The organism is Pseudomonas sp. 43mfcvi1.1 (assembly GCF_900115935.1).
In the GTDB taxonomy this organism is placed as follows: Bacteria; Pseudomonadota; Gammaproteobacteria; order Pseudomonadales; family Pseudomonadaceae; genus Aquipseudomonas; species Aquipseudomonas bijieensis.
Genome location: NZ_UETT01000014.1, coordinates 103,267 through 127,578 on the forward strand (window position 1 = coordinate 103,267; position 24,312 = coordinate 127,578).

The 24,312-nt window shown below is 62.7% G+C and carries 21 protein-coding genes; 11 read left to right on the forward strand and 10 right to left on the reverse strand.

Annotated elements, in window-relative coordinates:
• From nuoI to DTP52_RS23965, 8 genes are all read left to right on the forward strand, one after another.
• Entirely contained in the window at positions 1 to 549 is a 549-nt protein-coding gene (gene nuoI / locus DTP52_RS23930) for an NADH-quinone oxidoreductase subunit NuoI (protein WP_003180051.1), read from the forward strand.
• Positions 550 to 558: 9 nt separating this feature from the next.
• On the forward strand, positions 559 to 1,059 hold the full coding sequence (gene nuoJ / locus DTP52_RS23935; RefSeq protein WP_003180049.1) for an NADH-quinone oxidoreductase subunit J: 501 nt from the start codon (positions 559 to 561) through the stop codon (positions 1,057 to 1,059).
• Positions 1,060 to 1,063: 4 nt separating this feature from the next.
• A complete protein-coding gene (gene nuoK, locus DTP52_RS23940; RefSeq protein ID WP_003180046.1) occupies positions 1,064 to 1,372 on the forward strand; it encodes an NADH-quinone oxidoreductase subunit NuoK in 309 nt (102 codons plus the stop codon).
• Positions 1,369 to 3,222 carry an NADH-quinone oxidoreductase subunit L gene (nuoL, locus tag DTP52_RS23945; protein WP_109755561.1) on the forward strand — a complete coding sequence of 618 codons (1,854 nt, stop codon included), beginning with the start codon at positions 1,369 to 1,371 and terminating at the stop codon, positions 3,220 to 3,222. The genes nuoK and nuoL overlap by 4 nt, the downstream gene beginning before the upstream one ends.
• A gap of 39 nt (positions 3,223 to 3,261) precedes the next feature.
• Entirely contained in the window at positions 3,262 to 4,794 is a 1,533-nt protein-coding gene (nuoM, locus tag DTP52_RS23950) for an NADH-quinone oxidoreductase subunit M (protein ID WP_109755562.1), read from the forward strand.
• Positions 4,795 to 4,801: 7 nt separating this feature from the next.
• Positions 4,802 to 6,265, forward strand: a complete 1,464-nt coding sequence (nuoN, locus tag DTP52_RS23955; protein WP_109755563.1) for an NADH-quinone oxidoreductase subunit NuoN — start codon at positions 4,802 to 4,804, stop codon at positions 6,263 to 6,265.
• 182 nt (positions 6,266 to 6,447) lie between these two features.
• Positions 6,448 to 7,557 carry an NAD(P)/FAD-dependent oxidoreductase gene (locus DTP52_RS23960; RefSeq protein ID WP_109755640.1) on the forward strand — a complete coding sequence of 370 codons (1,110 nt, stop codon included), beginning with the start codon at positions 6,448 to 6,450 and terminating at the stop codon, positions 7,555 to 7,557.
• Between the two features lie 193 nt (positions 7,558 to 7,750).
• Positions 7,751 to 8,227: a hemerythrin domain-containing protein gene (locus DTP52_RS23965; protein ID WP_109755564.1), complete on the forward strand. Its 477-nt coding sequence runs from the start codon at positions 7,751 to 7,753 to the stop codon at positions 8,225 to 8,227.
• 56 nt (positions 8,228 to 8,283) lie between these two features.
• On the opposite strand, the gene DTP52_RS23970 is transcribed toward DTP52_RS23965, so the two are convergent.
• The 7 genes from DTP52_RS23970 to DTP52_RS24005 all read right to left on the reverse strand — a co-directional run bounded on the left by DTP52_RS23970 (position 8,284) and on the right by DTP52_RS24005 (position 15,039).
• Positions 8,284 to 9,162 (reverse strand): LysR family transcriptional regulator, encoded by an 879-nt coding sequence (locus DTP52_RS23970; RefSeq protein ID WP_109755565.1) that lies wholly within the window; start codon positions 9,160 to 9,162, stop codon positions 8,284 to 8,286.
• 267 nt (positions 9,163 to 9,429) lie between these two features.
• The gene (gene ycaC, locus DTP52_RS23975) at positions 9,430 to 10,059 is read right to left on the reverse strand and encodes an isochorismate family cysteine hydrolase YcaC (protein WP_003203400.1); all 630 of its coding nucleotides are present in this window, start codon (positions 10,057 to 10,059) and stop codon (positions 9,430 to 9,432) included.
• Between the two features lie 142 nt (positions 10,060 to 10,201).
• Positions 10,202 to 12,040 (reverse strand): amidohydrolase, encoded by a 1,839-nt coding sequence (locus tag DTP52_RS23985; protein ID WP_109755566.1) that lies wholly within the window; start codon positions 12,038 to 12,040, stop codon positions 10,202 to 10,204.
• A gap of 118 nt (positions 12,041 to 12,158) precedes the next feature.
• Positions 12,159 to 12,797 carry an antibiotic biosynthesis monooxygenase gene (locus DTP52_RS23990; protein WP_109755567.1) on the reverse strand — a complete coding sequence of 213 codons (639 nt, stop codon included), beginning with the start codon at positions 12,795 to 12,797 and terminating at the stop codon, positions 12,159 to 12,161.
• Positions 12,790 to 13,203: a DoxX family protein gene (locus tag DTP52_RS23995; protein WP_109755568.1), complete on the reverse strand. Its 414-nt coding sequence runs from the start codon at positions 13,201 to 13,203 to the stop codon at positions 12,790 to 12,792. Before DTP52_RS23995 ends, DTP52_RS23990 begins: the two co-directional genes overlap by 8 nt.
• Positions 13,200 to 14,147 (reverse strand): LysR family transcriptional regulator, encoded by a 948-nt coding sequence (locus DTP52_RS24000; RefSeq protein WP_109755569.1) that lies wholly within the window; start codon positions 14,145 to 14,147, stop codon positions 13,200 to 13,202. The genes DTP52_RS23995 and DTP52_RS24000 overlap by 4 nt, the downstream gene beginning before the upstream one ends.
• 70 nt (positions 14,148 to 14,217) lie before the next feature.
• On the reverse strand, positions 14,218 to 15,039 hold the full coding sequence (locus DTP52_RS24005) for an alpha/beta fold hydrolase (RefSeq protein ID WP_109755570.1): 822 nt from the start codon (positions 15,037 to 15,039) through the stop codon (positions 14,218 to 14,220).
• Positions 15,040 to 15,385: 346 nt separating this feature from the next.
• Here DTP52_RS24005 and DTP52_RS24010 point away from each other — a divergent pair, with 346 nt between their 5' ends.
• Positions 15,386 to 18,190 carry a winged helix-turn-helix domain-containing protein gene (locus DTP52_RS24010; protein ID WP_109755571.1) on the forward strand — a complete coding sequence of 935 codons (2,805 nt, stop codon included), beginning with the start codon at positions 15,386 to 15,388 and terminating at the stop codon, positions 18,188 to 18,190.
• On the opposite strand, the gene DTP52_RS24015 is transcribed toward DTP52_RS24010, so the two are convergent.
• Both DTP52_RS24015 and DTP52_RS24020 read right to left on the reverse strand, forming a co-directional pair.
• The gene (locus DTP52_RS24015; RefSeq protein ID WP_109755572.1) at positions 18,137 to 19,627 is read right to left on the reverse strand and encodes a winged helix-turn-helix domain-containing protein; all 1,491 of its coding nucleotides are present in this window, start codon (positions 19,625 to 19,627) and stop codon (positions 18,137 to 18,139) included. The genes DTP52_RS24010 and DTP52_RS24015 overlap by 54 nt on opposite strands.
• Positions 19,628 to 19,810: 183 nt before the next feature.
• On the reverse strand, positions 19,811 to 20,761 hold the full coding sequence (locus DTP52_RS24020) for a GlxA family transcriptional regulator (protein WP_109755573.1): 951 nt from the start codon (positions 20,759 to 20,761) through the stop codon (positions 19,811 to 19,813).
• 326 nt (positions 20,762 to 21,087) lie between these two features.
• Here DTP52_RS24020 and DTP52_RS24030 point away from each other — a divergent pair, with 326 nt between their 5' ends.
• Positions 21,088 to 21,810 carry a pirin family protein gene (locus DTP52_RS24030; RefSeq protein WP_109755575.1) on the forward strand — a complete coding sequence of 241 codons (723 nt, stop codon included), beginning with the start codon at positions 21,088 to 21,090 and terminating at the stop codon, positions 21,808 to 21,810.
• A gap of 133 nt (positions 21,811 to 21,943) precedes the next feature.
• Here the strand turns inward: DTP52_RS24030 and DTP52_RS24035 are convergent, their stop codons facing one another.
• On the reverse strand, positions 21,944 to 22,819 hold the full coding sequence (locus DTP52_RS24035; protein ID WP_109755576.1) for a LysR family transcriptional regulator: 876 nt from the start codon (positions 22,817 to 22,819) through the stop codon (positions 21,944 to 21,946).
• Positions 22,820 to 22,930: 111 nt separating this feature from the next.
• Here DTP52_RS24035 and DTP52_RS24040 point away from each other — a divergent pair, with 111 nt between their 5' ends.
• The gene (locus DTP52_RS24040) at positions 22,931 to 24,127 is read left to right on the forward strand and encodes a YbfB/YjiJ family MFS transporter (protein ID WP_109755577.1); all 1,197 of its coding nucleotides are present in this window, start codon (positions 22,931 to 22,933) and stop codon (positions 24,125 to 24,127) included.
• Positions 24,128 to 24,312: the final 185 nt, after the last annotated feature.

Genomic DNA, 24,312 nt, shown 5'->3' on the forward strand with positions numbered 1-24,312 from the left:
ATGTTCAAATATATTGGCGACATCGTTAAGGGTACCGGTACCCAACTGCGAAGCCTGGTCATGATCTTCGGCCATGGCTTTCGCAAGCGCGACACCCTGCAATACCCGGAGGAGCCGGTCTACCTGGCGCCGCGTTACCGTGGCCGTATCGTCCTGACCCGCGACCCCGACGGCGAAGAACGCTGCGTAGCCTGCAACCTGTGCGCCGTGGCATGCCCGGTGGGTTGCATCTCGCTGCAGAAAGCTGAAACCGAAGACGGTCGCTGGTACCCGGACTTCTTCCGCATCAACTTCTCGCGCTGCATTTTCTGCGGCCTCTGCGAGGAAGCCTGCCCGACCACCGCGATCCAGCTCACGCCGGATTTCGAAATGGCCGAGTTCAAACGTCAGGACCTGGTGTACGAGAAAGAAGATCTGCTGATTTCCGGTCCCGGTAAAAACCCTGATTACAACTTCTATCGTGTTGCAGGTATGGCCATTGCCGGTAAGCCAAAAGGCGCCGCGCAGAACGAAGCCGAACCGATCAACGTGAAGAGCTTGCTGCCTTAAGGAAGAAAGATGGAATTCGCTTTCTATTTCGCATCGGGTATTGCAGTGGTGTCCACGCTTCGCGTGGTCACCAACACCAACCCCGTGCACGCCCTGCTCTACCTGATCATTTCGCTGATCGCCGTGGCCATGACCTTCTTCGCCCTCGGCGCGCCGTTCGCCGGTGCCCTGGAAGTGATCGCCTACGCCGGCGCCATCATGGTGCTGTTCGTGTTCGTGGTGATGATGCTCAACCTCGGCCCGGCCGCGGTCCAGCAGGAACGCTCCTGGCTCAAGCCCGGCATCTGGGCGGGACCGGTGATCCTGTCCGCCCTGCTGCTGGGTGAACTGCTGTATGTGCTGTTCGCTCACCAGAGCGGCCAGGCCATCGGCCACACCACCGTAGGCGCCAAGGCCGTGGGCATCAGCCTGTTCGGTCCGTACCTGCTGGTGGTCGAACTCGCCTCGATGCTGCTGCTTGCCGCAGCCGTCACGGCGTTCCATTTGGGCCGTAACGAGGCGAAGGAGTAATCACATGCCTGCTATCCCTCTCGAGCATGGTCTGGCGGTTGCCGGCATCCTGTTCTGCCTCGGTCTGGTCGGCCTGATGGTCCGCCGCAACATTCTGTTCGTGCTGATGAGCCTGGAGGTCATGATGAATGCCTCCGCCCTGGCCTTCATCGTCGCGGGCGCTCGCTGGGCGCAGCCGGATGGACAGATCATGTTCATCCTGGTGATCAGCCTGGCAGCCGCCGAGGCCAGTATCGGCCTGGCGATCCTGTTGCAGCTGTATCGCCGCTTCCACACTCTCGATATCGACGCTGCCAGCGAGATGCGCGGATGAACCTACTCTTTCTGACTTTCGTATTCCCCCTCATCGGTTTCCTGCTGCTGTCGTTCTCTCGTGGACGCTGGTCGGAAAACCTTTCGGCGCTGGTTGGCGTGGGTTCCATCGGCCTGTCTGCCATCGTCACGGCCTACGTGATCTGGCAATTCAACGTCGCCCCGCCCGAAGGCGGTGTGTTCGTGCAGGTGCTGTGGCGCTGGATGGCGGTGGAAGGCTTCACGCCGAACTTCGCCCTCTATCTGGACGGCCTGTCCCTCACCATGCTCGGCGTGGTGGTCGGCGTGGGTTTCCTGATCCACCTGTTCGCCTCCTGGTACATGCGCGGTGAAGCCGGTTATTCGCGCTTCTTCGCCTACACCAACCTGTTCATCGCCAGCATGCTGTTCCTGGTGCTCGGCGATAACCTGCTGTTCCTGTACTTCGGCTGGGAAGGCGTGGGCCTGTGCTCGTACCTGTTGATCGGTTTCTACTACAGCAACCGCAACAACGGGAATGCCGCACTCAAGGCGTTCATCGTGACCCGGATCGGCGACGTGTTCATGGCCATCGGCCTGTTCATCCTGTTCCAGCAACTGGGCACGCTTAACATCCAGGAACTGCTGGTCAAGGCGCCGGAACACTTCAAGGTCGGTGACTTCTGGATCGTCCTGGCGACCCTGATGCTGCTGGGCGGTGCCGTCGGTAAATCCGCGCAACTGCCGCTGCAAACCTGGTTGGCAGACGCGATGGCCGGCCCTACCCCGGTCTCGGCACTGATCCACGCCGCGACCATGGTCACCGCCGGTGTCTACCTGATCGCCCGTACCCACGGCCTGTTCGCCCTGGCGCCGGACATCCTGCACCTGGTCGGCATCGTCGGCGGCGTGACCCTGGTATTGGCCGGTTTCGCCGCGCTGGTACAGACCGACATCAAGCGTATCCTCGCCTACTCGACCATGAGCCAGATCGGCTACATGTTCCTGGCCCTGGGTGTCGGTGCCTGGGAAGGCGCGATCTTCCACCTGATGACCCACGCCTTCTTCAAGGCGCTGCTGTTCCTTGCTTCCGGTGCGGTGATCGTTGCCTGCCACCACGAGCAGAACATCTTCAAGATGGGCGGCCTGTGGAAGAAACTGCCGCTGGCCTACGCCAGCTTCATCGTCGGCGGCGCGGCCCTGGCGGCCCTGCCACTGGTCACCGCCGGTTTCTATTCCAAGGACGAGATCCTCTGGGAAGCGTTCGCCAGCGGTAACCAAGGCCTGCTCTATGCCGGCCTGGTGGGTGCGTTCATGACCTCGCTGTACACCTTCCGCCTGATCTTCATCGCGTTCCACGGTGAGGCCAAGACCGAAGCCCACGCCGGCCACGGCATTGCCCACTGGCTGCCACTGTCGGTACTGATCGTGCTGTCGACCTTCGTCGGCGCCATGATCACCCCACCGCTGGCCGATGTGCTGCCGCAAAGCGTCGGCCATGCCGGCGGCGAAGCCAAGCACAGCCTGGAAATCGCCTCGGGCGCCATCGCCCTGGCGGGTATCCTGCTGGCCGCCCTGCTGTTCCTGGGCAAGCGTCGTTTCGTCACGGCCATCGCCAACAGCGGCATCGGGCGTTTCCTTTCGGCCTGGTGGTTCGCCGCCTGGGGCTTCGACTGGATCTACGACAAACTGTTCGTCAAGCCATACCTTGCGATCAGCCACATTCTGCGCAAAGACCCGCTCGACCAGACCATTGGCCTGATCCCGCGCATGGCCAAGGGCGGCCACACTGCCCTGAGCCGTACCGAGACCGGTCAACTGCGTTGGTATGCGGCTTCCATGGCGGCTGGCGCCGTGCTGGTTATCGGCGCCATCGTGCTGGTAGCGGTCTGATATGAACCTTGCGAACTTGCGAAAGGAAACGAGCCCGTCATGATTCTGCCCTGGCTAATCCTGATCCCCTTCATCGGCGGCCTGCTGTGCTGGATCGCGGAGCGCTCCAGCTCCACGCTCCCGCGCTGGATTGCGCTGCTGACCATGTCCCTGGAACTCGCGCTCGGCCTCTGGCTGTGGGCGACCGGCGACTATTCATTCGCTCCGGCCCCTGGCGCCGATCCGACCTGGGCGCTTGAATTCAAGCACGCCTGGATCGCGCGCTTCGGCATCAGCGTGCACCTGGCCCTCGACGGCCTGTCGCTGCTGATGATCCTGCTGACCGGCCTGCTGGGTATCCTCTCGGTCCTCTGCTCCTGGAAAGAGATCCAGCGCCACGTCGGTTTCTTCCACCTGAACCTGATGTGGATCCTGGGCGGTGTCGTCGGCGTGTTCCTGGCGCTGGACCTGTTCATGTTTTTCTTCTTCTGGGAAATGATGCTGGTGCCGATGTACTTCCTCATCGCGCTCTGGGGTCACAGTTCTTCGGACGGCAAGAAAACCCGGATCTACGCGGCGACCAAGTTCTTCATCTTCACCCAGGCGTCCGGCCTGATCATGTTGGTGGCGATCCTTGGCCTGGTGCTGGTCAACTTCAACAACACCGGCGTGATTACCTTCAACTACGCCGACCTGTTGAAAGTGCAGATGTCCAAGACCACCGAGTACGTGCTGATGCTGGGCTTCTTCATCGCCTTCGCGGTGAAGCTGCCGGTGGTGCCGTTCCACTCCTGGCTGCCGGACGCCCACGCCCAGGCACCGACCGCAGGTTCCGTGGACCTGGCGGGTATCTTGCTCAAGACCGCGGCCTATGGCCTGCTGCGCTTTGCCCTGCCGTTGTTCCCCAACGCCTCGGCGGAGTTCGCACCGATTGCCATGACCCTGGGCCTGATCGGGATTTTCTACGGTGCATTCCTGGCCTTCGCCCAGACCGACATCAAGCGCCTGATCGCCTTCTCCAGCGTTTCGCACATGGGCTTCGTACTGATCGGGATCTACTCCGGCAGCCAGTTGGCCCTGCAAGGCGCGGTGATCCAGATGTTGGCTCACGGCCTGTCGGCCGCCGCACTGTTTATCCTCAGCGGTCAGTTGTACGAGCGTCTGCACACTCGGGACATGCGTGAGATGGGCGGCATCTGGTCGCGTATCGCCTACCTGCCGGCCATCAGCCTGTTCTTCGCGGCCGCGTCCCTGGGCCTGCCGGGCACCGGCAACTTCGTCGGCGAGTTCCTGATCCTGATCGGCACCTTCGCCAGTGCGCCATGGATCACCGCCATCGCGACGTCCGGCCTGGTGTTCGGTTCGGTCTACTCGCTGATCATGATCCACCGCGCCTACTTCGGCCCGTCCAAGTCGGACGAAGTGCTGCGCGGCATGGACGGTCGCGAACTGATCATGGTGCTCGGCCTTGCGGTGCTGCTGGTTTACCTCGGCGTTTCCCCGCAGCCGTTCCTCGACACCTCTGCCGCCACCATGCATGGCGTGCAGCAGTGGCTCGGCACCGCCTTCTCTCAACTCGCTTCGGCCCGGTAAGAGCGCTATGGAATTCACGATTCAACACTTTATCGCGCTTGCGCCGCTGTTGATCACCAGCGCCACGATCATCGTGGTGATGCTGGCAATCGCCTGGCGCCGCAATCACTCACAGACCTTCCTGCTGTCGGTGGCGGGGCTGAACCTGGCCCTGCTGTCGATTCTGCCGGCCCTGAAAGTCGCGCCCCTGGCGGTCACGCCGTTGATGCAGATCGACAGCTTCGCCTGCCTGTACATGGCGTTGATCCTGGTCGCCACCCTGGCCTGTGTCACCCTCGCCCACGCCTACCTCGGCGATGGCGGCTCGGGTTACCCGGGCAACCGCGAAGAACTGTACCTGCTGATCCTGATGGCCGCCGCCGGTGGCCTGGTCCTGGTCAGCGCGCAGCACCTGGCCAGCCTGTTCATCGGCCTGGAACTGCTGTCGGTACCGGTCTACGGCCTGGTGGCCTACGCCTTCTTCAACAAGCGCTCCCTGGAAGCCGGCATCAAGTACATGGTGCTGTCGGCGGCCGGTTCCGCGTTCCTGTTGTTCGGCATGGCCCTGCTCTACGCCGAAGCCGGCACCCTGAACTTCGTCGGCATCGGCCAGGCCCTGGCGGCCACCGGCCTGCCTAGCCCGATCGCACAACTGGGCCTGGGCATGATGCTGATCGGCCTGGCGTTCAAGCTGTCGCTGGTACCGTTCCACCTCTGGACCCCGGACGTCTACGAAGGCGCCCCGGCGCCGGTGGCGGCGTTCCTGGCCACCGCGTCGAAAGTGGCGGTGTTCGCGGTGATGGTGCGGCTGTTCCAGATCTCGCCAGTGGCCAGCAGCGGTGTGCTGAGCAACGTACTGACCATCATCGCCATCGCGTCGATCCTGTTCGGTAACCTGCTGGCACTGACCCAAAGCAACCTCAAGCGTCTGCTCGGTTACTCGTCCATCGCTCACTTCGGTTACCTGCTGATCGCTCTGATCGCCAGCAAGGGCCTGGCCGTGGAAGCCATCGGCGTGTACCTGGTCACCTACGTGATCACCAGCCTCGGCGCCTTCGGCGTGATCACCCTGATGTCCTCGCCGTACAACGGCCGCGACGCTGATGCCCTGTACGAATATCGCGGCCTGTTCTGGCGCCGTCCGTACCTGACCGCCGTGCTGACCGTGATGATGCTGTCCCTGGCCGGTATCCCGCTGACCGCCGGCTTCATCGGCAAGTTCTATATCATCGCCACCGGCGTCGAGGCTCACCAATGGTGGCTGGTCGGCTCCCTGGTGCTGGGCAGTGCCATCGGCGTGTTCTACTACCTGCGCGTCATGGTCACCCTGTACCTGATGGAACCGAACCTGCGTCGCCACGATGCCGAGTTGCACTGGGAGCAAAAGGCAGGCGGCGTGATGCTGCTGGCCATCGCCGTGTTGGCGTTCTTCCTCGGTGTGTACCCGCAGCCGTTGCTGACCCTGGTCCAGCAGGCAGGCCTGACGGGCTGATCGCCTGGACGCTGTAGCCAATCGAAAAAGCCCGTATCGCAAGATACGGGCTTTTTTTTGCTGAAAACAAAGCCCTGCGCACCGAGCAACGTGGAATCCATCCAGGCGACATGACGTCCAAATGCTCCAGCAGGGCTATCCTTGAGACCAGCCAACAGGCACGTGTTGAAGGAGAGATGCGGTTGAAAGTCGATTTTGAATGCGTGGTCGTGGGTGCTGGCGTTGTCGGGCTTGCCGTGGCTCGGGAGATGGCCCGGGCCGGTCACGAGGTGCTGCTGATCGAGGCGGGTGAAGCCATCGGCATGGGCATCAGTTCGCGCAACTCCGAAGTCATTCATGCCGGCATCTATTACCCAACGGGTAGCCTCAAGGCGCAGTTGTGCGTCGAAGGTCGGCACAGGTTGTATGACTATTGTGAGCACCACGGTGTCGAGACCCGCCGCCTCGGCAAGTTGATCGTTGCCAAGGACGAGACGCAGAAGGCCGGGCTCAACGCCCTGTTCGAACGAGGCCTGGCCAATGGCGTGGACGACCTGCGCTTGCTCGATCGGCAACAGGCGCTGGAACTGGAGCCCGCCCTGGCGTGCGTCGCCGCGCTGTATTCGCCCTCCACCGGTATCGTCGATTCCCACGCCTTGATGTTGGCCTTGCAGGGTGACGCCGAAGCGGCCGGGGCGACTCTCGCGTTTCATACGCCTCTGTCGAGCGCACGGATCAGTGCCGATGGCTTTCTGCTGGAATTGGGCGGCACGGCGCAGATGAGCCTGTCCTGCCGCCGACTGATCAACGCCGCCGGCCTACAGGCACCCGCCCTCGCCCGCCGCATCGACGGCCTGGCGCCGCAAACGGTGCCCGACGACCACCTCTGCAAGGGCAACTACTTCAGCCTGGCCGGACGGGCGCCGTTCCGACACCTGGTCTACCCCGCGCCGGAAGCCGCCGGCCTGGGCATCCATATGACCCTGGACCTGGCGGGCCAGGCGCGTTTCGGCCCCGATGTCGAATGGGTCGAGCGCGAAGACTACCGAGTCGACCCGGCCCGGGCCGAAGCCTTCTACCCGGCGATCCGCAATTACTGGCCAGACCTGCCGGACCAGAGCCTGCAACCGAGCTATAGCGGCCTGCGTCCGAAAATCTCCGGCCCGGGCGAGCCTGCCCGTGACTTTCTCATCAGCAGCCCAGCCGAACATCAGGTTCCGGGATTGATCAACCTGTTCGGGATTGAATCGCCAGGGCTGACCTCCTGCCTGGCGATTGCCACACGGGTCCGGCAACTGATTGCAAGCGTTTAGCCATAGCGCAAAGTGCAAGGCGTTTTCCCCAGCCTCTTGCAGCTTGCACGAACATAAAACCAGCGACAAATTCAACCAATTGTTTTTAAACAACTTTTTATTAAGGCCCAACTGGCACGGCTGATGCAATTTACCTCTTACACGGCGTTGGCGCTTGAAGCCAACCCGTAACCGTGAATTGCCTGGAGCTACTATGAACGCCATCGACCTGTTGAAAGCCGACCATGAACGCGTCAAAGCCATCCTGACTCAACTGAGCGAGTCGACCGACCGTGCCGTGAAAAAACGCACTGACCTGTTGGCGAAACTGGAAATGGAAATTTCCATCCATACACGCCTGGAAGAAGAAATTCTTTACCCGGCTTTCAAGCAGGCAGGGGGCAAGGACGAGGCCGAGATGTACTACGAAGCCAAGGAAGAGCACCGTACCGTCGACTCGCTGGTGCTACCGGATCTGAAAACCACCGATCCAACCCAACCGGAATTCGCCGGTCGAGTGAAAGTGGTCAAGGAACTGCTTGAGCACCACATCGAGGAAGAAGAAAAAGAAATGTTCCCCCTCGCGAAAAAACTGCTGGGCAAGGCAAAACTCGATGCCCTGGGTGCAGACATGGAAACCATGAAAGCGCAGTACAAGAAAGAACTGAGTAGCGCCAACCTCGCCGCCTGATCGAAGCGCCGTGGATGCTTCAGCCGTCATGGGACGGCTGAATGCGTCGCGGCGCTTTACTGCATTTGTTCACGCAAGAATTCCACCAACGCCTGCACCGGGCGTGCACTTTGTCGGTGCTGGGGATATACCGCCGACAGCGCCAACGGTTCGGTCTCGAAGCCTTTCAAGACCTGGACGAGTCGCCCATCCTTCAAGGCATCGCCCAGGATGAACGTCGGCAGATAGGTGATGCCCATGCCGGCAATGGCCGCGTCCCTGAGCAAATCACCGTTATTGGCGCGCATGCGCCCTGTGACCTCCAAGGTCAGTAGTTTGCCAGCGCCCACGAAACGCCACTGCACCTGGCGGCTGTGACCATAGGGCAAACAGTCGTGGTTGCGCAGGTCTTCGGGCCGCACGGGTGTGCCTCGTTGTGCCAGGTAGGTCGGGCTGGCGCAATACACCCGTTCGATGGTGGCGATGCGCCGGGCAATCAGCGTCGAATCCTCAAGCACACCGATGCGCAGCGCCAGGTCATAGCCCTCCCCCAACAGGTCCACCGAGCGGTCGCTCAGGTCCACCTCGACGCTGACGCCCGGATAGCGTTGCAGAAACAACGGCAACAAGCTGCCCAGGTGCGCCATGGCGAAGGACAGCGGCGCGCTGAGGCGGATGGTGCCGCGAGGCTCGCTGGTTTGGCCGCTGATGCCCTGCTCCACTTGTTCGACTTCATTGAGCAGGCGCAGTGCCGCTTCGTAGTAGCGCTGGCCCAGGGGCGTCACGTCGAGCCGGCGGGTCGAGCGATTGAGCAGGCGCACGCCCAGGCGCTGCTCCAGCTCCATGAGCTTGCGACTGACGAACTGCTTCGACAGCCCCAGCTTGTCCGCCGCAGCGGTGAAACTGCCCGACTCCATGACCTGGGCAAAGATGCGCATTTCTTCGAAGGGGTTCATTGTCATTCCAGGGTGGACAGTCAAGGTGAACTGTTGGGCATTGTGGTTGGGATGAGACAGGTTGGGAAGGTGTCGCATGTGCTGCTGTCATCGCGAGCAGGCTCGCTCCCACAAGGGGTTCGTGGTGAACATGGAGCCCGAGAACACTCGATGACATTGTGGGAGCGAGCCTGCTCGCGATGACGGCAGATCAGTTTGCCGAAACGTTGATGGCTGGCACAAAAACGCCCGCACAAGGCGGGCGTCGTCCAGCAGTAACCGCCATGCTTACTTGGCCGTCAGCGCCGAGTAGCTGTTCATCAGGTTACGGTAGTTCGGAATGCGCTGGGACAACAGGTTGCCCAGGCCTTCGATGTCGTTGCGCCAGTCGCGGTGCAGCTCACAGGCCACCGAGAACCAGTTCATCATCTGCGCGCCGGCAGCGGTCATGCGCACCCAGGCGGCCTGTTGCACGGTTTCGTTGAATGTGCCCGAGGCGTCGGTGACGACGAATACATCGAAACCTTCGGCCAGTGCCGATAGGGTCGGGAACGCCACGCAGACATCGGTCACCACGCCGGCGATGATCAGTTGCTTGCGGCCGGTGGCCTTGATCGCCTTGACGAAATCTTCGTTGTCCCAGGCATTGATCTGGCCTGGACGCGGGATGTACGGCGCGTCCGGGAACATTTCCTTGAGTTCCGGCACGATCGGGCCGTTGGGACCTTTTTCGAAGCTGGTGGTCAGGATGGTCGGCAGTTCGAAGAACTTCGCCAGGTCGGCCAAAGCCAATACGTTGTTCTTGAACTCGTTCGGCGAGAAGTCCTGGACCAGGGAAATCAGGCCGGTCTGGTGATCGACCAGCAGGACGACCGCGTCGTCTTTGTTCAGACGGTTGTAGGCGGGAACGTTGCTCATGGGATGACTCCTTTGGGATGGATGTTACGAAACCTGTGGGAGCGAGCCTGCTCGCGATAGCGGAGTGTCAGGCGACGGCGATGTTGAATGTTCCACCGCCATCGCGAGCAGGCTCGCTCCCACAAGGGATGTGTTGTGTCAGTCAGAAGGCAAAACAGGAGCAGCCAAACGCGCCCCAGAAACCTTGGAAATCGCTGACCGGCACGTTCGACAGCCGCGCCCGTTCATGACTGTGGGCGTGCACCGTGCACGGACCGCTGCACTGGTGAACCTGCGCCTGCAACGGGGAAGTCGGGCGCCAATGGCCCGGGACCTTGACCACCGGGGACCAGTCCGGCAGCACCGGGACGCTGGCCGGGCCGAGTTTTTCGAAGTCGCCGGCGGCGTACACCACCTTGCCGTCCACCACGGTCAGCACCGACTCGATCCACTTGATGGCTTCTTCCTCGACGCTGAAGAAGTCCGCGCTCAGGGCCGCCAGGTCCGCCAGTTGGCCAACCTTGATCTGGCCTTTCTTGCCCTGCTCCGAGGAGAACCAGGCGCTGCCATGGGTGAACAGTTCCAGCGCGGTCAGGCGCGGCAGGCCTTCTTCGTGCAACGAGAGGCCGCCGACGGTGCGGCCGCTGACCATCCAGTACAGTGAGGTCCAAGGGTTATAGCTCGACACCCGGGTAGCGTCGGTGCCGGCACCCACCGGCACGCCCTCGGCGAGCATGCGCTTGATCGGCGGAGTGGCTTCGGCGGCCTTGGCGCCGTAGCGGTCGACGAAGTATTCACCCTGGAAGGCCATGCGATCCTGGATCGCGATACCACCGCCCAGCGCCCGCACGCGCTCGATGTTCTTCGGCGTGATGGTCTCGGCGTGGTCGAAGAACCACGGCAGGCCATTGAACGGAATGTCGCGGTTGACCTTCTCGAACACGTCGAGCATGCGGCTGATGGATTCGTCATAAGTGGCGTGCAAACGGAATGGCCAGCGCTGCTCCACCAGATGCCGGACCACCGGCTCCAGGTCCTGCTCCATGCCCGGCGGCAGGTCCGGACGCGGCTCGAGGAAGTCCTCGAAATCCGCCGCCGAGAACACCAGCATTTCCCCGGCGCCGTTGTGCCGCAGGAAATCGTCGCCCTGATGCAACTTGACGCTGCCGGTCCAGTTCTTGAAGTCGCTGAGTTCTTCCTTGGGCTTCTGAGTGAACAGGTTGTAGGCGATGCGCACCGTCAACTGCTGCTCGCGGGCCAATTGTTCGATCACCGCGTAGTCGTCCGGGTAGTTCTGGAAACCGCCGCCGGCATCGATGGCACTGGTCAGGCCCAGGCGATTGAGTTCACGCATGAACTGGCGCGTGGAGTTGACCTGATATTCCAGCGGCAGCTTCGGCCCTTTGGCCAGCGTCGAATAAAGGATCATCGCGTTAGGCCGTGCCACCAGCATGCCGGTGGGCTCACCCTTGCTGTCACGCACGATCTCACCGCCTGGCGGGTTCGGCGTGTCACGGGTGTAGCCGGCCACCCGCAGCGCGGCACGGTTGAGCAAGGCGCGGTCATACAGATGCAAGACGAACACCGGGGTGTCGGGAGCCGCCTGGTTGAGTTCTTCCAGGGTCGGCATGCGTTTTTCGGCGAACTGGAATTCGTTCCAGCCGCCCACCACGCGCACCCATTGCGGCGTCGGTGTGCGGTCGGCCTGGTCCTTGAGCATGCGCAAGGCATCGGCCAGGGACGGCACGCCTTCCCAGCGCAGTTCGAGGTTGTAGTTCAGGCCACCGCGGATCAGGTGCAGGTGCGAGTCGTTGAGCCCGGGGATGACGGTGCGGCCCTTGAGATCGATGACCTGGGTGCCGCTGCCGCGCAGGGCCATGGCCTCGGCGTCGGTCCCTACCGCGACGAAACGCCCCTGGCTGATGGCGACCGCACTGGCGTGGGGCTTTTCACGGTCGACGGTATGGAACTGGCCATTGAACAGAATCAGATCGGCGTTCATCGGATTTCCTTCTGGATGAGTAGAGGCAAGGGACAGCCGCGGCCAGAAAGCCGCCGCAGCACTGAGCAAGGACCCGGCGGCGAGAAATTGGCGGCGCAGCGGATCAGTTGGGTCGTCCTTATTGGCCATGGCCGGGCTCCAAATGTTCGTGGGCTTTGGAGGCCTCAAGCCAAGGTGCGAACAAACGGGTCGCCAGCGGCATGCACACGTACACCACCGAGAGCACGATGGTCAGGGTGATCAGGAACGTCGCCACCACGTAGTTGGAAAGAAAGGCGTTGAGTTGCAGCAACGGCCCCCAGATCAGCGGCACCAGCAAGGTGTGCGGCAGAATCACCAGCAATGTCACCACGGCCTGCTTCCAGCGCGGCGGCGGTGTGGCCGCATCGGCCAGCGGGGTGAACCAGAATTCCTTGTGCGCCCCGACTTCGGTCTGATCACCGTCAGCCAGCAACGGCGTGGCCTCCTCCACCAGCTCGCGGCGCTCCGGGGAATCCAGCCAGCGTTGCATGGCCTCGGTGGAGCAGAAACGCAGCACGCAAGTGAACAGCGCCAGCCCGCCCTGCTTGCCGCGCACCACATCCACTCCCAAGTGCCCCGGCCACTGGGCGGCGACACGCACCGTGCGACGCAACCAGGCCTCGTAGGCCGCGTCCTGGCCGGCCTTGATCCGGTGCTTGACCACCAGGGTCACGATTTCATCAAAGCCAGGTCTGGCCGGGCTCGCGGTGGATTCAACGGTTTGAGATTCAGACATGGCGAAGCACTCCAACAAAACGCGTGTTCATCGCCAGGCGTCCAGGCCCGGCAATCAATACGCTGGTAAATACGATCAGCAACAACCAGCCGAACTGCCCTTCTTCCAGGCTCCATTGCGGGTGCACCACCAGCAGCGCCACGGCCAGCAGAAACAGGATCGGCAGGCACGCCAGGCGCACCAGCACACCGGCCATGATCAGCAGCGGACACAGCACCTCGGCGAAAATCGCCAGGACCAGGGTCGGCGCCGCGCCAAGGTGAAACGGGTCTTCGATGCGGGTCAGCTCGACGCTGTAATGCAACAGCTTCGGCAGCCCATGGACCCAGAGCAAAAACAGCGCACCACTCAGGCGCAGGAACAACAAGCCCAGATCCTGCAGGGAACGTTCGTCAGAGGTATTCATCGGTGAGCTCCGACCGGGTCCGCCAAGGCGGCCGCCGGCAACGGTTGGGACATGTGACTGGCAATACGCGAGCGCAACCAGCGCTCGGCCGGGTCGTTGTCATGCACACCGCTCCAGACCATCGACAACTCAGCGGCATTGATCTCGAACGGCGGGTCCTCGGCCCGCAACGCGCAGCCTTCCACCAACGCGCAGGCGGCGTAGTCGGGCACGGTGGCGATCAGTTCGGTACCGGCCAGCAAAGCCCGCAACCCGCTGAACTGCGGCACCGCCAGCACGACTTTGCGGGCCCGGCCGATGCGGGCCAGGTCCAGGTCGATGTTGCCGCTCAGGTCACCCGAGAACGAGACCATGGCGTGGGGCCGCGCGCAGTATTCGTCCAGGGTCAGTGGCCCCGGGCGCTTGTCGCCACGCAAGACCTTGCAAGGGATGTCCCGCAGTTTCTTGCGCTTGGCGTTGGCCGGCAGGTCGGTGGTGTAGCTGACCCCGACGCTGATTTCACCGCTGGCCAGCAGCGACGACATCAGCAGGAAATTGGCCCGGCGCACCACCACGATGATCCCCGGCGCTTCTTCGCGCAGTTGGCTCAGCAACGGAGGAAACAGGCCGAACTCGGCATCGTCGGACAGCCCGATGCGAAACACATCGCAGCTGGTGGACGGATCGAACGCCTTGGCCCGGCTGACCGCGCTGGAAATCGTGTCCATGGCCGGTTGCAGTTCTTGCAGGATCGCCAGGGCCCGTGGGGTCGGTTCCATCCCGCGGCCATGGCGGATCAGCAACGGATCATCGAACAGATCCCGCAAGCGTCCCAGCGCCGCGCTCACCGCCGGCTGGCCCATGAACAGCTTTTCGGCGACGCGGGTCAGGTTTTTCTCGAACATCAGTGCCTCGAAGATCACCAGCAGGTTCATGTCGAGACGGCGTAAATCGTTGCGGTTCATGGGTGTTATTCCTGTTGAATGCCGATCCTGTGGGAGCGAGGCTGCTCGCTCCCACAGGTCTGCGGCTTGGTCAACCCTGGATGAACGCCAGCAGATCCGCGTTCAATCGGTCCTTGTGGGTGTCGGTCAGGCCGTGGGGCGCGCCGGGGTAGACCAACAGCTGCGAGTTCTTGAGCAACTTGGCGGCGGCAATGCCGGCGGTTTCGATGGGGACCATCTGGTCGTCATCGCCATGGACCACCAGGGTCGGCACGTCGATGTTGCGCAGGTCTTCGGAAAGATCGGTCTCCGAGAACGCCTTGATGCAGTCGTAGGTGTTCTTGTGGCCGGCGAGCATGCCTTGCATCCAGAACCAGTCGATCATGCCTTGGGAGACTTTGGCGCCTGGACGGTTGGCACCGAAAAACGCGCTGGCCACATCTTTGTATAGCTGAGAACGGTCGGCCAGGGAGGCCTGGCGGAAGCCGTCGAACACTTCGATGGGCAGGCCGCCAGGGTTGGCCGGGGTCTTGAGCATCAGCGGCGTTACCGCCGAGATCAGGCCGAGTTTGGCGACACGGGCGGAGCCATGACGACCGATGTAGCGCGCCACTTCACCACCGCCGGTGGAGAAACCCAGCAGCACCGCATTCTTCAGCTCCAGGCGTTCGATCAGCTCGGCCAGGTCATCGGCGTAGGTGTCCATGTCATTGCCGTCCCAGGGCTGGCTGGAGCGCCCGTGCCCGCGGCGGTCATGGGCGATCACCCGGTAGCCGTTGGACGCCAGGAACATCATCTGCGCCTCCCAACTGTCCGAGTTCAACGGCCAGCCGTGGCTGAAGACCACCGGTTGACCACTGCCCCAATCCTTGTAGTAAATCTCGGTGCCGTCGCGGGTGATGAAGGTGCTCATGACATGACTCCTTGAGGTGGGTGGATCGCTTTATGGTCCGATCAGGAGAGGCATCTGCGTGAGTTAAACGTTGTTAATTTTTTTGGAACTGGGAGCTTTTGTGGCGAGGGAGCTTGCTCCCGCTGGGCTGCGCAGCAGCCCCAGGATTGTCACCTCGGTGTGCCAGATTGATGGGAGATGCGGCCTTTTGGGGCCGCTTCGCGACCCAGCGGGAGCAAGCTCCCTCGCCACGAGGTTCGTCGACTGGAAGGCTGGGAGTAGAGCCTGCGCCGTTGCGCTTGAAGCCAAACCTGAGGAATATGCTCGGGTAAAGCCCAGGCATCGGGACCAGAACATTGAGAGCACCATGAGCCAATACCTCAGCTTGCCCGTCGAACAGACGGTGCATTTCGGCCCTTATCGGGTCCATCCGCGCCAGCGCCTGGTATTGGAGGGTGGGCAACCGTTGCGCCTGGGACGACGGGCCGTGGAGATTCTGCTGGTGTTGCTCGAACACGCCGGCGAGGTGGTGAGCAAGCAGCAATTGATCGCCCGGGTCTGGCCCAGGAGCGTGGTGGAAGACACCAACCTGCGCGTGCACGTCGCGGCACTGCGCAAGGCTCTCGGGGATGGCCAGGCCGGGCAGCGCTACATCGTCACCGTGGCGCAGCGCGGTTATAGCTTTGTCGCGCCGTTGTCATTCGAACCCCTCGACCAGTTGGCGCATATCCCCCATCCGTCGTTGGCGCGCAACCTGCCGTTGCAGCACACGCGCATGATCGGACGCCAGGCCCTGGTGGAAAACCTGGTGGCCCAACTGCCGCGAAAACGCTTCATTACCCTGGTCGGCACCGGCGGCATCGGCAAGACCACCGTCGCCCTGCGGGTCGCTGAACGGCTGATCGGCCACTATCGTGACGGCACTCATCTGCTGGACCTGGCGTCGCTCAACGATGCGGCCATGATCGCCCCAAACCTGCGTGCATTGCTGGACCTGCCACTGCAGGACGGTGATCCGCTGGACGCCATCGCCCGCCAGCTCAAGGAGCGGCATCTGCTGCTGGTGATCGACAACTGCGAGCACCTGATCGACGCCATCGCCCAGCTCAGCGAAACCTTGCTGCGTGGCGCTCCCCACCTGCACATCCTGGCCACCAGCCGCGAAGGCCTGCGTGCCGAAGGCGAACACGTACAGCGCCTGGACGCCCTGGCGCTCCCGCCCCGGGAAATGCCCATCGAGGGTTATCCCGCCCTGGAGTACCCGGCGCTGCAACTGTTTGCCGAACGTGCGATGGCCAGCCGTGACGACTTCGAACTGACCGACCGCGAGGTGCCGTTGGTGATCGACATCTGCCAGCGACTGGACGGCATTCCCTTGGCCATTGAACTGGCCGCAGGACAACTCGGTCGTTTCACCCTGGAGGAACTGCACCGGCAATTGCAAGACAGCGTCGCCCTGCTTCACAACGACACCGACGCCGCACCGCGCCAGCAAACCTTGCGCGCCACGCTGGACTGGAGCTTCGCGCTGCTCACGACGTGCGAGCAAACCTGTTTGCGCCGGCTGGCGGTGTTCATGGGCAGTTTCAACCTGGCCTCCGCCGCCGCGGTGATCATTGGCCAGCATGTCGCGCCCGACCAGGTGCTGGTGTCGATCAGCCAGTTGGTCGCCAAATCGTTGCTCAATGTAGAGATCGGCGATGAAGAGGTGCGCTATCGCCTGCTGGACACCACCCGCAGCTATGCCTTGGAGCGACTGACCGAAGCCGGGGAGCTGGCAGCGAGCCAGGAACGCCACGCCGAGCGCTGCCTGGCGCTCATGGGGCAGGCGGAAAAAGATTGGGACAACACGCCCACCCGATTGTGGATCGCCCGCTACGCCGACTATCGCGACGACATCCGTGCGGCACTCGACCGAGGCCTGGGTCCGCAGGGTTCACACGCCGTGGCGATCCGCTTGACCGCCCGCACCCTGCCCCTCTGGCAGGAGCTGTCGCTGCTCAAGGAACATGGCCTCTACGTCAACAAGGCGTTGCAATTATTGCGGGCCAGCCCCGCTCCCTGCCCACGCTTGACCCTGGCCCTGGAACTGGCCCACGCCAGTTTCAACTACCACACCGAGGGCGGCACGCCGGCAACGGTCCGAGCCTTTGCCACCGCCCGGCAGTTGGCTCGGCAATGCCAGGACCTGGCCGGTGAGCTGCGGGCCGTGTCCGGGCAAATGACCGTCGACCTCAGCTGCGGCAACTACCAACAGGCCCTGGCACACAGCCTGGATTTCGACCGATTGGGCTTGCAGGGCGACCCGATCCTGTCCTTGAGCACTCAACGCCTGCGGGTGCTGGCGTTGCATTTCATCGGCGACCAGGGCGCGGCGCGGCGCGATGCCGAACAGGTGATCCAGCGCCTGGCCCAGAGCGGCCACCTCAGCCGTTTCAGCCACGGTTTCGGCGTGCAATACGACCAGAGCGTGGCCGCGCTGACGATACTGGCACGCATCCTCTGGCTGCAAGGTTTTGCCGAAAAAGCCCGACGCACCGCCAACCTGGCGTTACAGATCGCCTTGCAGATCAACCACGGCATTTCGATCTGCTACACCCTGGCGCTGACCGGTTGCGTGATCGCCCACTACAACGGCGATCATTCGACCGCCCGGGAAAGGCTCGAGCTGTTGAAGCAGCAGGCCAAGAAACATTCGGTGATGCTGTTCCATGACTGGGCTTGCCATTACGCCTGCGCATTCGATGGCCAACCCCTGGCAACGAGTTCGACGAGCGGACTGATCCAGGACATCGCCGTCACCCTGCGCAGCGACTTTGTCGTCCCGGCGCAAATCGAACGGGCGCGCAGTGGCGCCGCGGGTTGGTGTTCGGCGGAGATCCTGCGGGCCGACGCTGAAACCCTGCTGGCGCAGAACGAGCCGTCCCTCGTGAAGCCAGCCGAAGCACAACTGCTGGCTGCCCTGGCCGTGGCCCGTCGCCACAATGCCTTGGCCTGGGAACTGCGCAGCGCCACGTCCCTGGCGCGCTTGTGGCAACGCCAGGGGCAAGCCCACGCCGCGCAGGCGCTGCTTGGGCCCGTCTATCGACGCTTCACCGAAGGTTTCGACACCCCCGACTTATTGGAAGCCAGCGCGCTGCTCCAGGAGCTGACCCGCCGGTTGGGGCCTTGAAGGCCGGGCGCCCCAAGCACCTTGCAACACATAACGCCGATGAAACACAGGCCACTGACCACTGCGCCGCAATTTGTCCATGGCATAGGTGCGAATAGTGTGGAGCAGATAGAAGCGAACCCCTTCGGCGCGCGGCTCGACCATCAACAGTGATACGCTCGCCAGCCTCGACAGCAGGCCGGGCAATGGCCCGACACTCAGTTCAGCGCAACTGATCACGGCCAGCGCAGCCTTGAGCGTGAACGGCCCCTCGAACACCGCCAGGCGCTGGAATACGGTTCGTTCGTCAGCGCTCAAACGTTCGAAACTCGAGTCCAGCACCGCTTCCAGGCTTCGGTGTCGAGCCACCGCCGTACGCCGCCCGTGACTCAAGAGTGACAAACCGTAATCCAATTGCTCCAGGACCCCCGCCACTCCCAAGGCATCGACCTGGGCCGCCGCCAGTTCCAACGCCAGTGGCAACCCGTCCAGGCGCTGGCAAATCTGTGCAAGGATCGGCCAGTCGCGACTACCCGGCTTGAACCCCTGCTGCCGGGCGCCCACCCGCTCGATCAGTAACTGCACCGCCGGGCACGCCTCGATCTGGTGCTCAGGTTCCTGGGGCGACGCCACGGCCAGCCCCGGCAGGGACACCAGCCTTTCATCCGGCAAGTCCAAGGCTTCGCGACTGCTGAGCAACACCGACACCCCAGGCGCCGCTGCAGCCAGTGCCTGGACCAGTTCCCGACAGCCATCGAGCACCTGCTCGCAACCGTCGAGCACCAGCAACATCCGACAGGGTTCGAGGCAGCGGACCAAAGAACCGTGCCCCAGGCCCAGCACGCCGGCCACCTGCGCCATCACTTGCGCGGGATCGCCGGCAGCCACCAGGTCAACGAACCAGGCACCGTCGTCAAAATGCTCGAGCAGCAGCTCCGCCACCCGCAACACCACGGTCGTCTTGCCAACCCCGCCCGGGCCGACCACGGTGGTCAGGGGTTGATGGGGTACTTGCGCCAGTAGCCGCCCCAGGACTTTGTCACGACCGACCACCGGGCTCAGGCGGGCGGGCAGGTTGTGCCGTTCGACCCGGCAGCTGAAAGGCGACTCGACGCCCCCTTGCGCCGCCAGGGGCAACGCAAGGCAATAGCCTTGCCGAGGATGATTGAGGATATAGCGAGCGCCGTCCCGGCCGTCACCGAAGGCCCGCCGCAGCGCCGCGATGTGCACTCGCAGGTTGATGTCCTCCACGACGCTGTCAGGCCACACCTGTGCAATGAGTGTCTGCTTACTGACATAGCGGCCGGCATGCTCCACCAGCACCTGCAAAACATCCAGGGCGCGGCCGCCCAGCGCGATGGGCTGGCCGTCACGGGTGACCAGCCGCTGCTGCCGGTGGAAGACGAACGGACCGAAGCTCAGCGCCGGCTCGCTGTCGGGTTTGACGAAACTGTTCATGGGCGATCCAGCGCCGGATAACCGGTCCGGGCATCAGTGTGCGGATCAACGAACACGTCTGCCCCGGCTCCCGCGCATCCTTTCCAAAGGGTTCGCCGTTATCTTGGCAGGCACAGGCTTCAGGACAATGCTGGCACAGGGAGCACCACGGACATCACGGTGCCCTGGACGGACACCGATGGCTCAACTGAACTGCTGACGATATTGCACCGGGGTCAGGCCGAGCTTTTCACTGAACAAAAAGCGCATGTGCCGGACACTGCCAAACCCACTGCGAAACGCCACGGTCTTGAGGGGCAGGTCGGTGGTCTCCAGCAACTGACGCGCCCGGTCGATGCGCGCGCCCTGCAGGAACTCCATGGGCGTCATCTTCACTTCACGGGCGAAGACCCGGGCGAAATGCCGCGCGCTCATGGCGGCCAACGCGGCCATGCGCTCGATGGTGAAGGGTTCTTCCAGATGTTCCATCACATGATTCTGCACCCGGGTAATGGCCGACTCCTGCGTCGACACCGCCGCCACCGAGGGGCTGAACTGCGCCTGTCCGCCCTGGCGTTTCATCACCACCAGCAACACCTTGGCCACGTCCAACGCCACCTTGCGGCCATGGTCCTGGGCGACGATGGACAGGGCCAGGTCGATCCCGGCGGTAACGCCGCCAGAGGTGATCAGGCGCCTGTCCTGCAGGAATATCTTGTCGGTCTCGACCACAGCCTTGGGGAATCGTTGGATCAGGCGTTCGGTGTAATGCCAGTGGGTGGTGACGCGATAACCGTCGAGCAAGCCCGCTTCACCGAGTACGAAGGCCCCGGTGCAGATGGAGCCGTAGCGCGTAGCCCGCTGCGCCGCGGCCCGCAGCCAGGTGTGCAATCCCGGATGCTGGTCGTTATAGGCCCCCGGCCCGCCCGGCACCAGCAACACGTCATAGGCCGCCCATGCCTGGTCGATATGGATATCGGCCAGCACCGTCACGCCGTTGGACGCCCGCAACGGCCCGCGCTCGGTCCCCAGGGTCAGCAGTTGATAACGCTGTTCCGCTGCCAGGTAGCGATTGGCGATGGAAAACACCTCGAGAGGCCCGGACATGTCGAGCAGCAGAAAATCCGGGAACAGCACCATTGCAACGGTTTTCATCGAGAAAGACGCCAAAAAAATCCAGAAACTGTAAATACCCCCTGTGGGAGCGAGCTTGCTCGCGATAGCGGTAGGTCAGTCGCACTGGTGCTTGGCTGATCCAACGCCATCGCGAGCAGGCTCGCTCCCACAGGTTTTGTGTGGCTCAAAAACCTCAGCATTATGTCGAAGCGAAGCATCTGCCGGTAGGCATTCTCTATTGTCTACTCAAACAGGACAGTCTTTCGTTTTTCACCTGCTTATTGAATATCCTGATAAACATTAACCTTCTTCTGAACTCGGCGAACGGCCCCAGCCGTCGCCCATAAACATCAGGAGAAATCATCATGCTGACCCTTCGCAAAGCTTCGGACCGCGGCATCGCCCGTCACGGCTGGCTGACCTCGTTCCACACTTTCTCTTTTGCCAGCTACCGCGACCTCAACCAACAGGGCTTCTCCGACCTGCTGGTCATCAACGATGACCGGGTCGCCGCGGCCAAGGGCTTCGGCCAGCATCCCCACCGGGACATGGAGATCTTTTCCTATGTGCTCGAAGGGGCGCTGGAACACAAGGATACCCTGGGCACGGGCTCGGTCATTCGCCCCGGTGACGTGCAATTGATGAGCGCCGGCAGCGGCGTGGCCCACAGCGAGTTCAACCACAGTGCGGACGAGCCGGTGCACTTCCTGCAGATCTGGATCGTGCCCAACGTCAGCGGCGCCACGCCACGCTATCAACAGGAGCATTTCAGCCGTGAGCAGAAACAGGGTCGCCTGCAATTGATCATCTCCCCGGATGGCGCCGACGGCTCGCTCCAGGTGCGCCAGGATGCACGGGTCTACGCCGGGTTGTTCGATGGCGAGCAAAGCGCCACCCTGACCCTGGCCCCGGATCGCTATGCCTACGTGCATGTCGCCCGAGGCACTGTCGAGCTCAACGGCGTGCCGTTACAGGAAGGTGATGGCGTGCGCGTGCGCGAGGAGCAGGTCCTGACCTTGAGTAACGGCCAGGATGCCGAGGTGCTGGTGTTCGATCTGCGGCCGCAGGAACTGCCACAGATGCCATGACAGCCGTGTCTATGCCTGCCCCCACTGTGGGAGCGAGCCTGCTCGCGATAGCGGCCTGTCATTCAATATCAACGCTGAATGACCCTACGCCATCGCGAGCAGGCTCGCTCCCACATTGGACCTCATGACCGCTTCACTCATTCTCCAGCGCAAACACCTCGACAATCTCATCGATTACCGCCCGCACCCGTGCGGTATGGCGCAGGTCCGCGTGGGTGACCAGCCATACCTCGTAAGGCAGCGGGCGCGTGCGTTCCGGCCAGATCCTCAGCAGCCCGTCACGCTCCCCCATATACACCGGGATTTCCCCCACGCCGATGCCCGCGGCAATCGAACGGCGCACCAACAGGCTCGAACTCAGGCTTGCCACGATCCGCCCGCGGTTGATCGGCTCGCAGACCAGGGTAAAGTCCTTGCTGCCCTGCAAGTAGGGCTGGTAGACCACCAGGTCATGGCCTTCGAATTCACTGCCGGGCGACGGTAGGCCATGGGCATCGACATAGGCCCGGGACGCGAACAGCCCCACCGGCCAACGCGCGATCCGCCGGGCGATCAGGTCAGGGTTGTCGGGCCGGGTGTTGCGTACGGCAATGTCCGCCTCCCGCTTGACCAGGCTGAGTATCTGCGTGGAAGCATCCAGCTGCACGCGCACATCAGGGTGCCGTCCATGCAAGCGGGCAATGGCGGGAATCAGGAAATCGATGGCCAATGAGTCGGTAGTGGCAACCCGGACATTGCCAATCAGGCGATCATCCAGGCCCTGGATCCGGCGCTCCAGTTCCAACGCCGAATGCTCCATCTTCTCCACCGCCTCGAGTGCCGCCTCGCCGACGGCTGTCAATGCGTAACCGTCAGGGGTGCGCAGGAACAACGCGGCACTCAGGGATTTCTCCAACGCCGTGATGCGCCGCCCCACAGTCGCCTGATCCACCCCCAATGCCCGCGCGGCACCACGCAAGGTCGACGCCCGGCAAACAGCAAGAAACACCCGCGCATCATCCCAATTCATCTACCTCTCCAGTGATGCAAATCTGCATCGCATTGCCGCGAAATCGCTGCATAAACGCAGCAACGATAACCGATATGCTGGGCGCCATAAACCCTTCACAGGATCGCTGTCATGACCACTCCATCCGCTGCGCTCGACTCCGCGCCCACGGGCATCTGGTTACCCATCTTCGCCGGCCTCTGTGCCAGCCTCGTCAGCATCGGCCTGGCGCGTTTCGCCTACACGCCGCTGATCCCTTCGTTGATCGAGGCCCATTGGTTTTCGGCCAATGACGTGGTCTACCTGGGGGCAGCGAATCTGGTCGGATACCTGGTCGGCGCCCTGCTCGGCCGTCCCATGGCCCACCGACTGACCAACAGGAACGCCTTGCGGCTGATGATGCTGGCCGTGACCGGCGCGTTTTTCGCCTGTGCTTTCCCGCTTTCGGTCACCTGGTACTTCGCCTGGCGGCTACTGTCGGGAATCGCCGGCGGCGCCATCATGGTACTGGTGGCGGCGACCGTATTGCCCCATGTGCCGGCGGCGCGCAAAGGGTTGGCCAGTGGTGCGATTTTCCTTGGCATCGGCCTTGGCATCGCCGGTTCGGGAACGATTGTGCCACCGCTCTTGAGCCTCGGCTTGCAAGCCACCTGGCTGGGGCTCGGCGCCCTGTCACTGGTACTGACCGGGCTGAGCTGGTTTGGCTGGCCCCAGGACACGGCGCATGTGGCAGCCAGCGCTGCGCCCGACGCCCCCATGCCTGCGGCTGTCTTCCGATTGTTCGCCCAGTACGCCTTCATGGCCGCCGGGCTCGTGCCTGCGATGGTTTTTTTGGTGGACTACGTGGCCCGCGGCCTCGGGGCCGGGGCACATGTCGGGGCACTGGTCTGGGTCATGTATGGCCTCGGGGCGATTATCGGGCCGGTGAGCTATGGCTTTCTCGCCGATCACCTGGGTGCGCGCAGGAGTATTCGACTGGTGCTACTCGTGCAGGCAATTGCCCTCGGCTTGCTGGCGATTTCACAAACCTTCATGGCGTTGGCGCTACTGGCGGTAGTCATTGGTTCTTTCCCACCGGGCATTGTGCCCTTGGCCCTGGCCCGGGTGCATGAACTGATACCCAACCATCATCGCCAACAACTCGCCTGGAGTCGTGCCACGGTTTCATTCGCGACCTTCCAGGCGGTCGCCGGGTTTGCCTATTCAGCACTGTTCAATGCCAGTGGCGGACATCACGCTTTGCTTTTCCTGATTTCCGCAGGGGCCATTCTTGTTGCACTGACGCTCGACTTCACGCCATGGGGCAATTCGAAAGTGCTGAACTCGTAAGCATTGAAGCCATTCAGACGAAAAACTTCTAAAAAAAGTCGGGTAACTTGGCGAATTCAAGCTTTGATCTATGGAGCGGCGAAGCATCTTGGACTGGCTTCACTCTCAGCCTGAAATGTGCTCGCCTGTTGCCACGAGGCATGGGGGCCTATAAAGTTCCCAAAAGGATTTTGTTTCTGACCGGC

Bases quoted from the DNA above. Each gene is read 5' to 3' on its own strand.
- nuoI (WP_003180051.1), top strand. From the start codon at position 1: ATGTTCAAATATATTGGCGACATCGTTAAGGGTACCGGTACCCAACTG.
- nuoJ (WP_003180049.1), top strand. From the start codon at position 559: ATGGAATTCGCTTTCTATTTCGCATCGGGTATTGCAGTGGTGTCCACG.
- nuoK (WP_003180046.1), top strand. From the start codon at position 1,064: ATGCCTGCTATCCCTCTCGAGCATGGTCTGGCGGTTGCCGGCATCCTG.
- nuoL (WP_109755561.1), top strand. From the start codon at position 1,369: ATGAACCTACTCTTTCTGACTTTCGTATTCCCCCTCATCGGTTTCCTG.
- nuoM (WP_109755562.1), top strand. From the start codon at position 3,262: ATGATTCTGCCCTGGCTAATCCTGATCCCCTTCATCGGCGGCCTGCTG.
- nuoN (WP_109755563.1), top strand. From the start codon at position 4,802: ATGGAATTCACGATTCAACACTTTATCGCGCTTGCGCCGCTGTTGATC.
- DTP52_RS23965 (WP_109755564.1), top strand. From the start codon at position 7,751: ATGAACGCCATCGACCTGTTGAAAGCCGACCATGAACGCGTCAAAGCC.
- DTP52_RS23970 (WP_109755565.1), bottom strand. From the start codon at position 9,162: ATGAACCCCTTCGAAGAAATGCGCATCTTTGCCCAGGTCATGGAGTCG.
- ycaC (WP_003203400.1), bottom strand. From the start codon at position 10,059: ATGAGCAACGTTCCCGCCTACAACCGTCTGAACAAAGACGACGCGGTC.
- DTP52_RS23985 (WP_109755566.1), bottom strand. From the start codon at position 12,040: ATGAACGCCGATCTGATTCTGTTCAATGGCCAGTTCCATACCGTCGAC.
- DTP52_RS23990 (WP_109755567.1), bottom strand. From the start codon at position 12,797: ATGTCTGAATCTCAAACCGTTGAATCCACCGCGAGCCCGGCCAGACCT.
- DTP52_RS23995 (WP_109755568.1), bottom strand. From the start codon at position 13,203: ATGAATACCTCTGACGAACGTTCCCTGCAGGATCTGGGCTTGTTGTTC.
- DTP52_RS24000 (WP_109755569.1), bottom strand. From the start codon at position 14,147: ATGAACCGCAACGATTTACGCCGTCTCGACATGAACCTGCTGGTGATC.
- DTP52_RS24005 (WP_109755570.1), bottom strand. From the start codon at position 15,039: ATGAGCACCTTCATCACCCGCGACGGCACCGAGATTTACTACAAGGAT.
- DTP52_RS24010 (WP_109755571.1), top strand. From the start codon at position 15,386: ATGAGCCAATACCTCAGCTTGCCCGTCGAACAGACGGTGCATTTCGGC.
- DTP52_RS24015 (WP_109755572.1), bottom strand. From the start codon at position 19,627: ATGAACAGTTTCGTCAAACCCGACAGCGAGCCGGCGCTGAGCTTCGGT.
- DTP52_RS24020 (WP_109755573.1), bottom strand. From the start codon at position 20,761: ATGAAAACCGTTGCAATGGTGCTGTTCCCGGATTTTCTGCTGCTCGAC.
- DTP52_RS24030 (WP_109755575.1), top strand. From the start codon at position 21,088: ATGCTGACCCTTCGCAAAGCTTCGGACCGCGGCATCGCCCGTCACGGC.
- DTP52_RS24035 (WP_109755576.1), bottom strand. From the start codon at position 22,819: ATGAATTGGGATGATGCGCGGGTGTTTCTTGCTGTTTGCCGGGCGTCG.
- DTP52_RS24040 (WP_109755577.1), top strand. From the start codon at position 22,931: ATGACCACTCCATCCGCTGCGCTCGACTCCGCGCCCACGGGCATCTGG.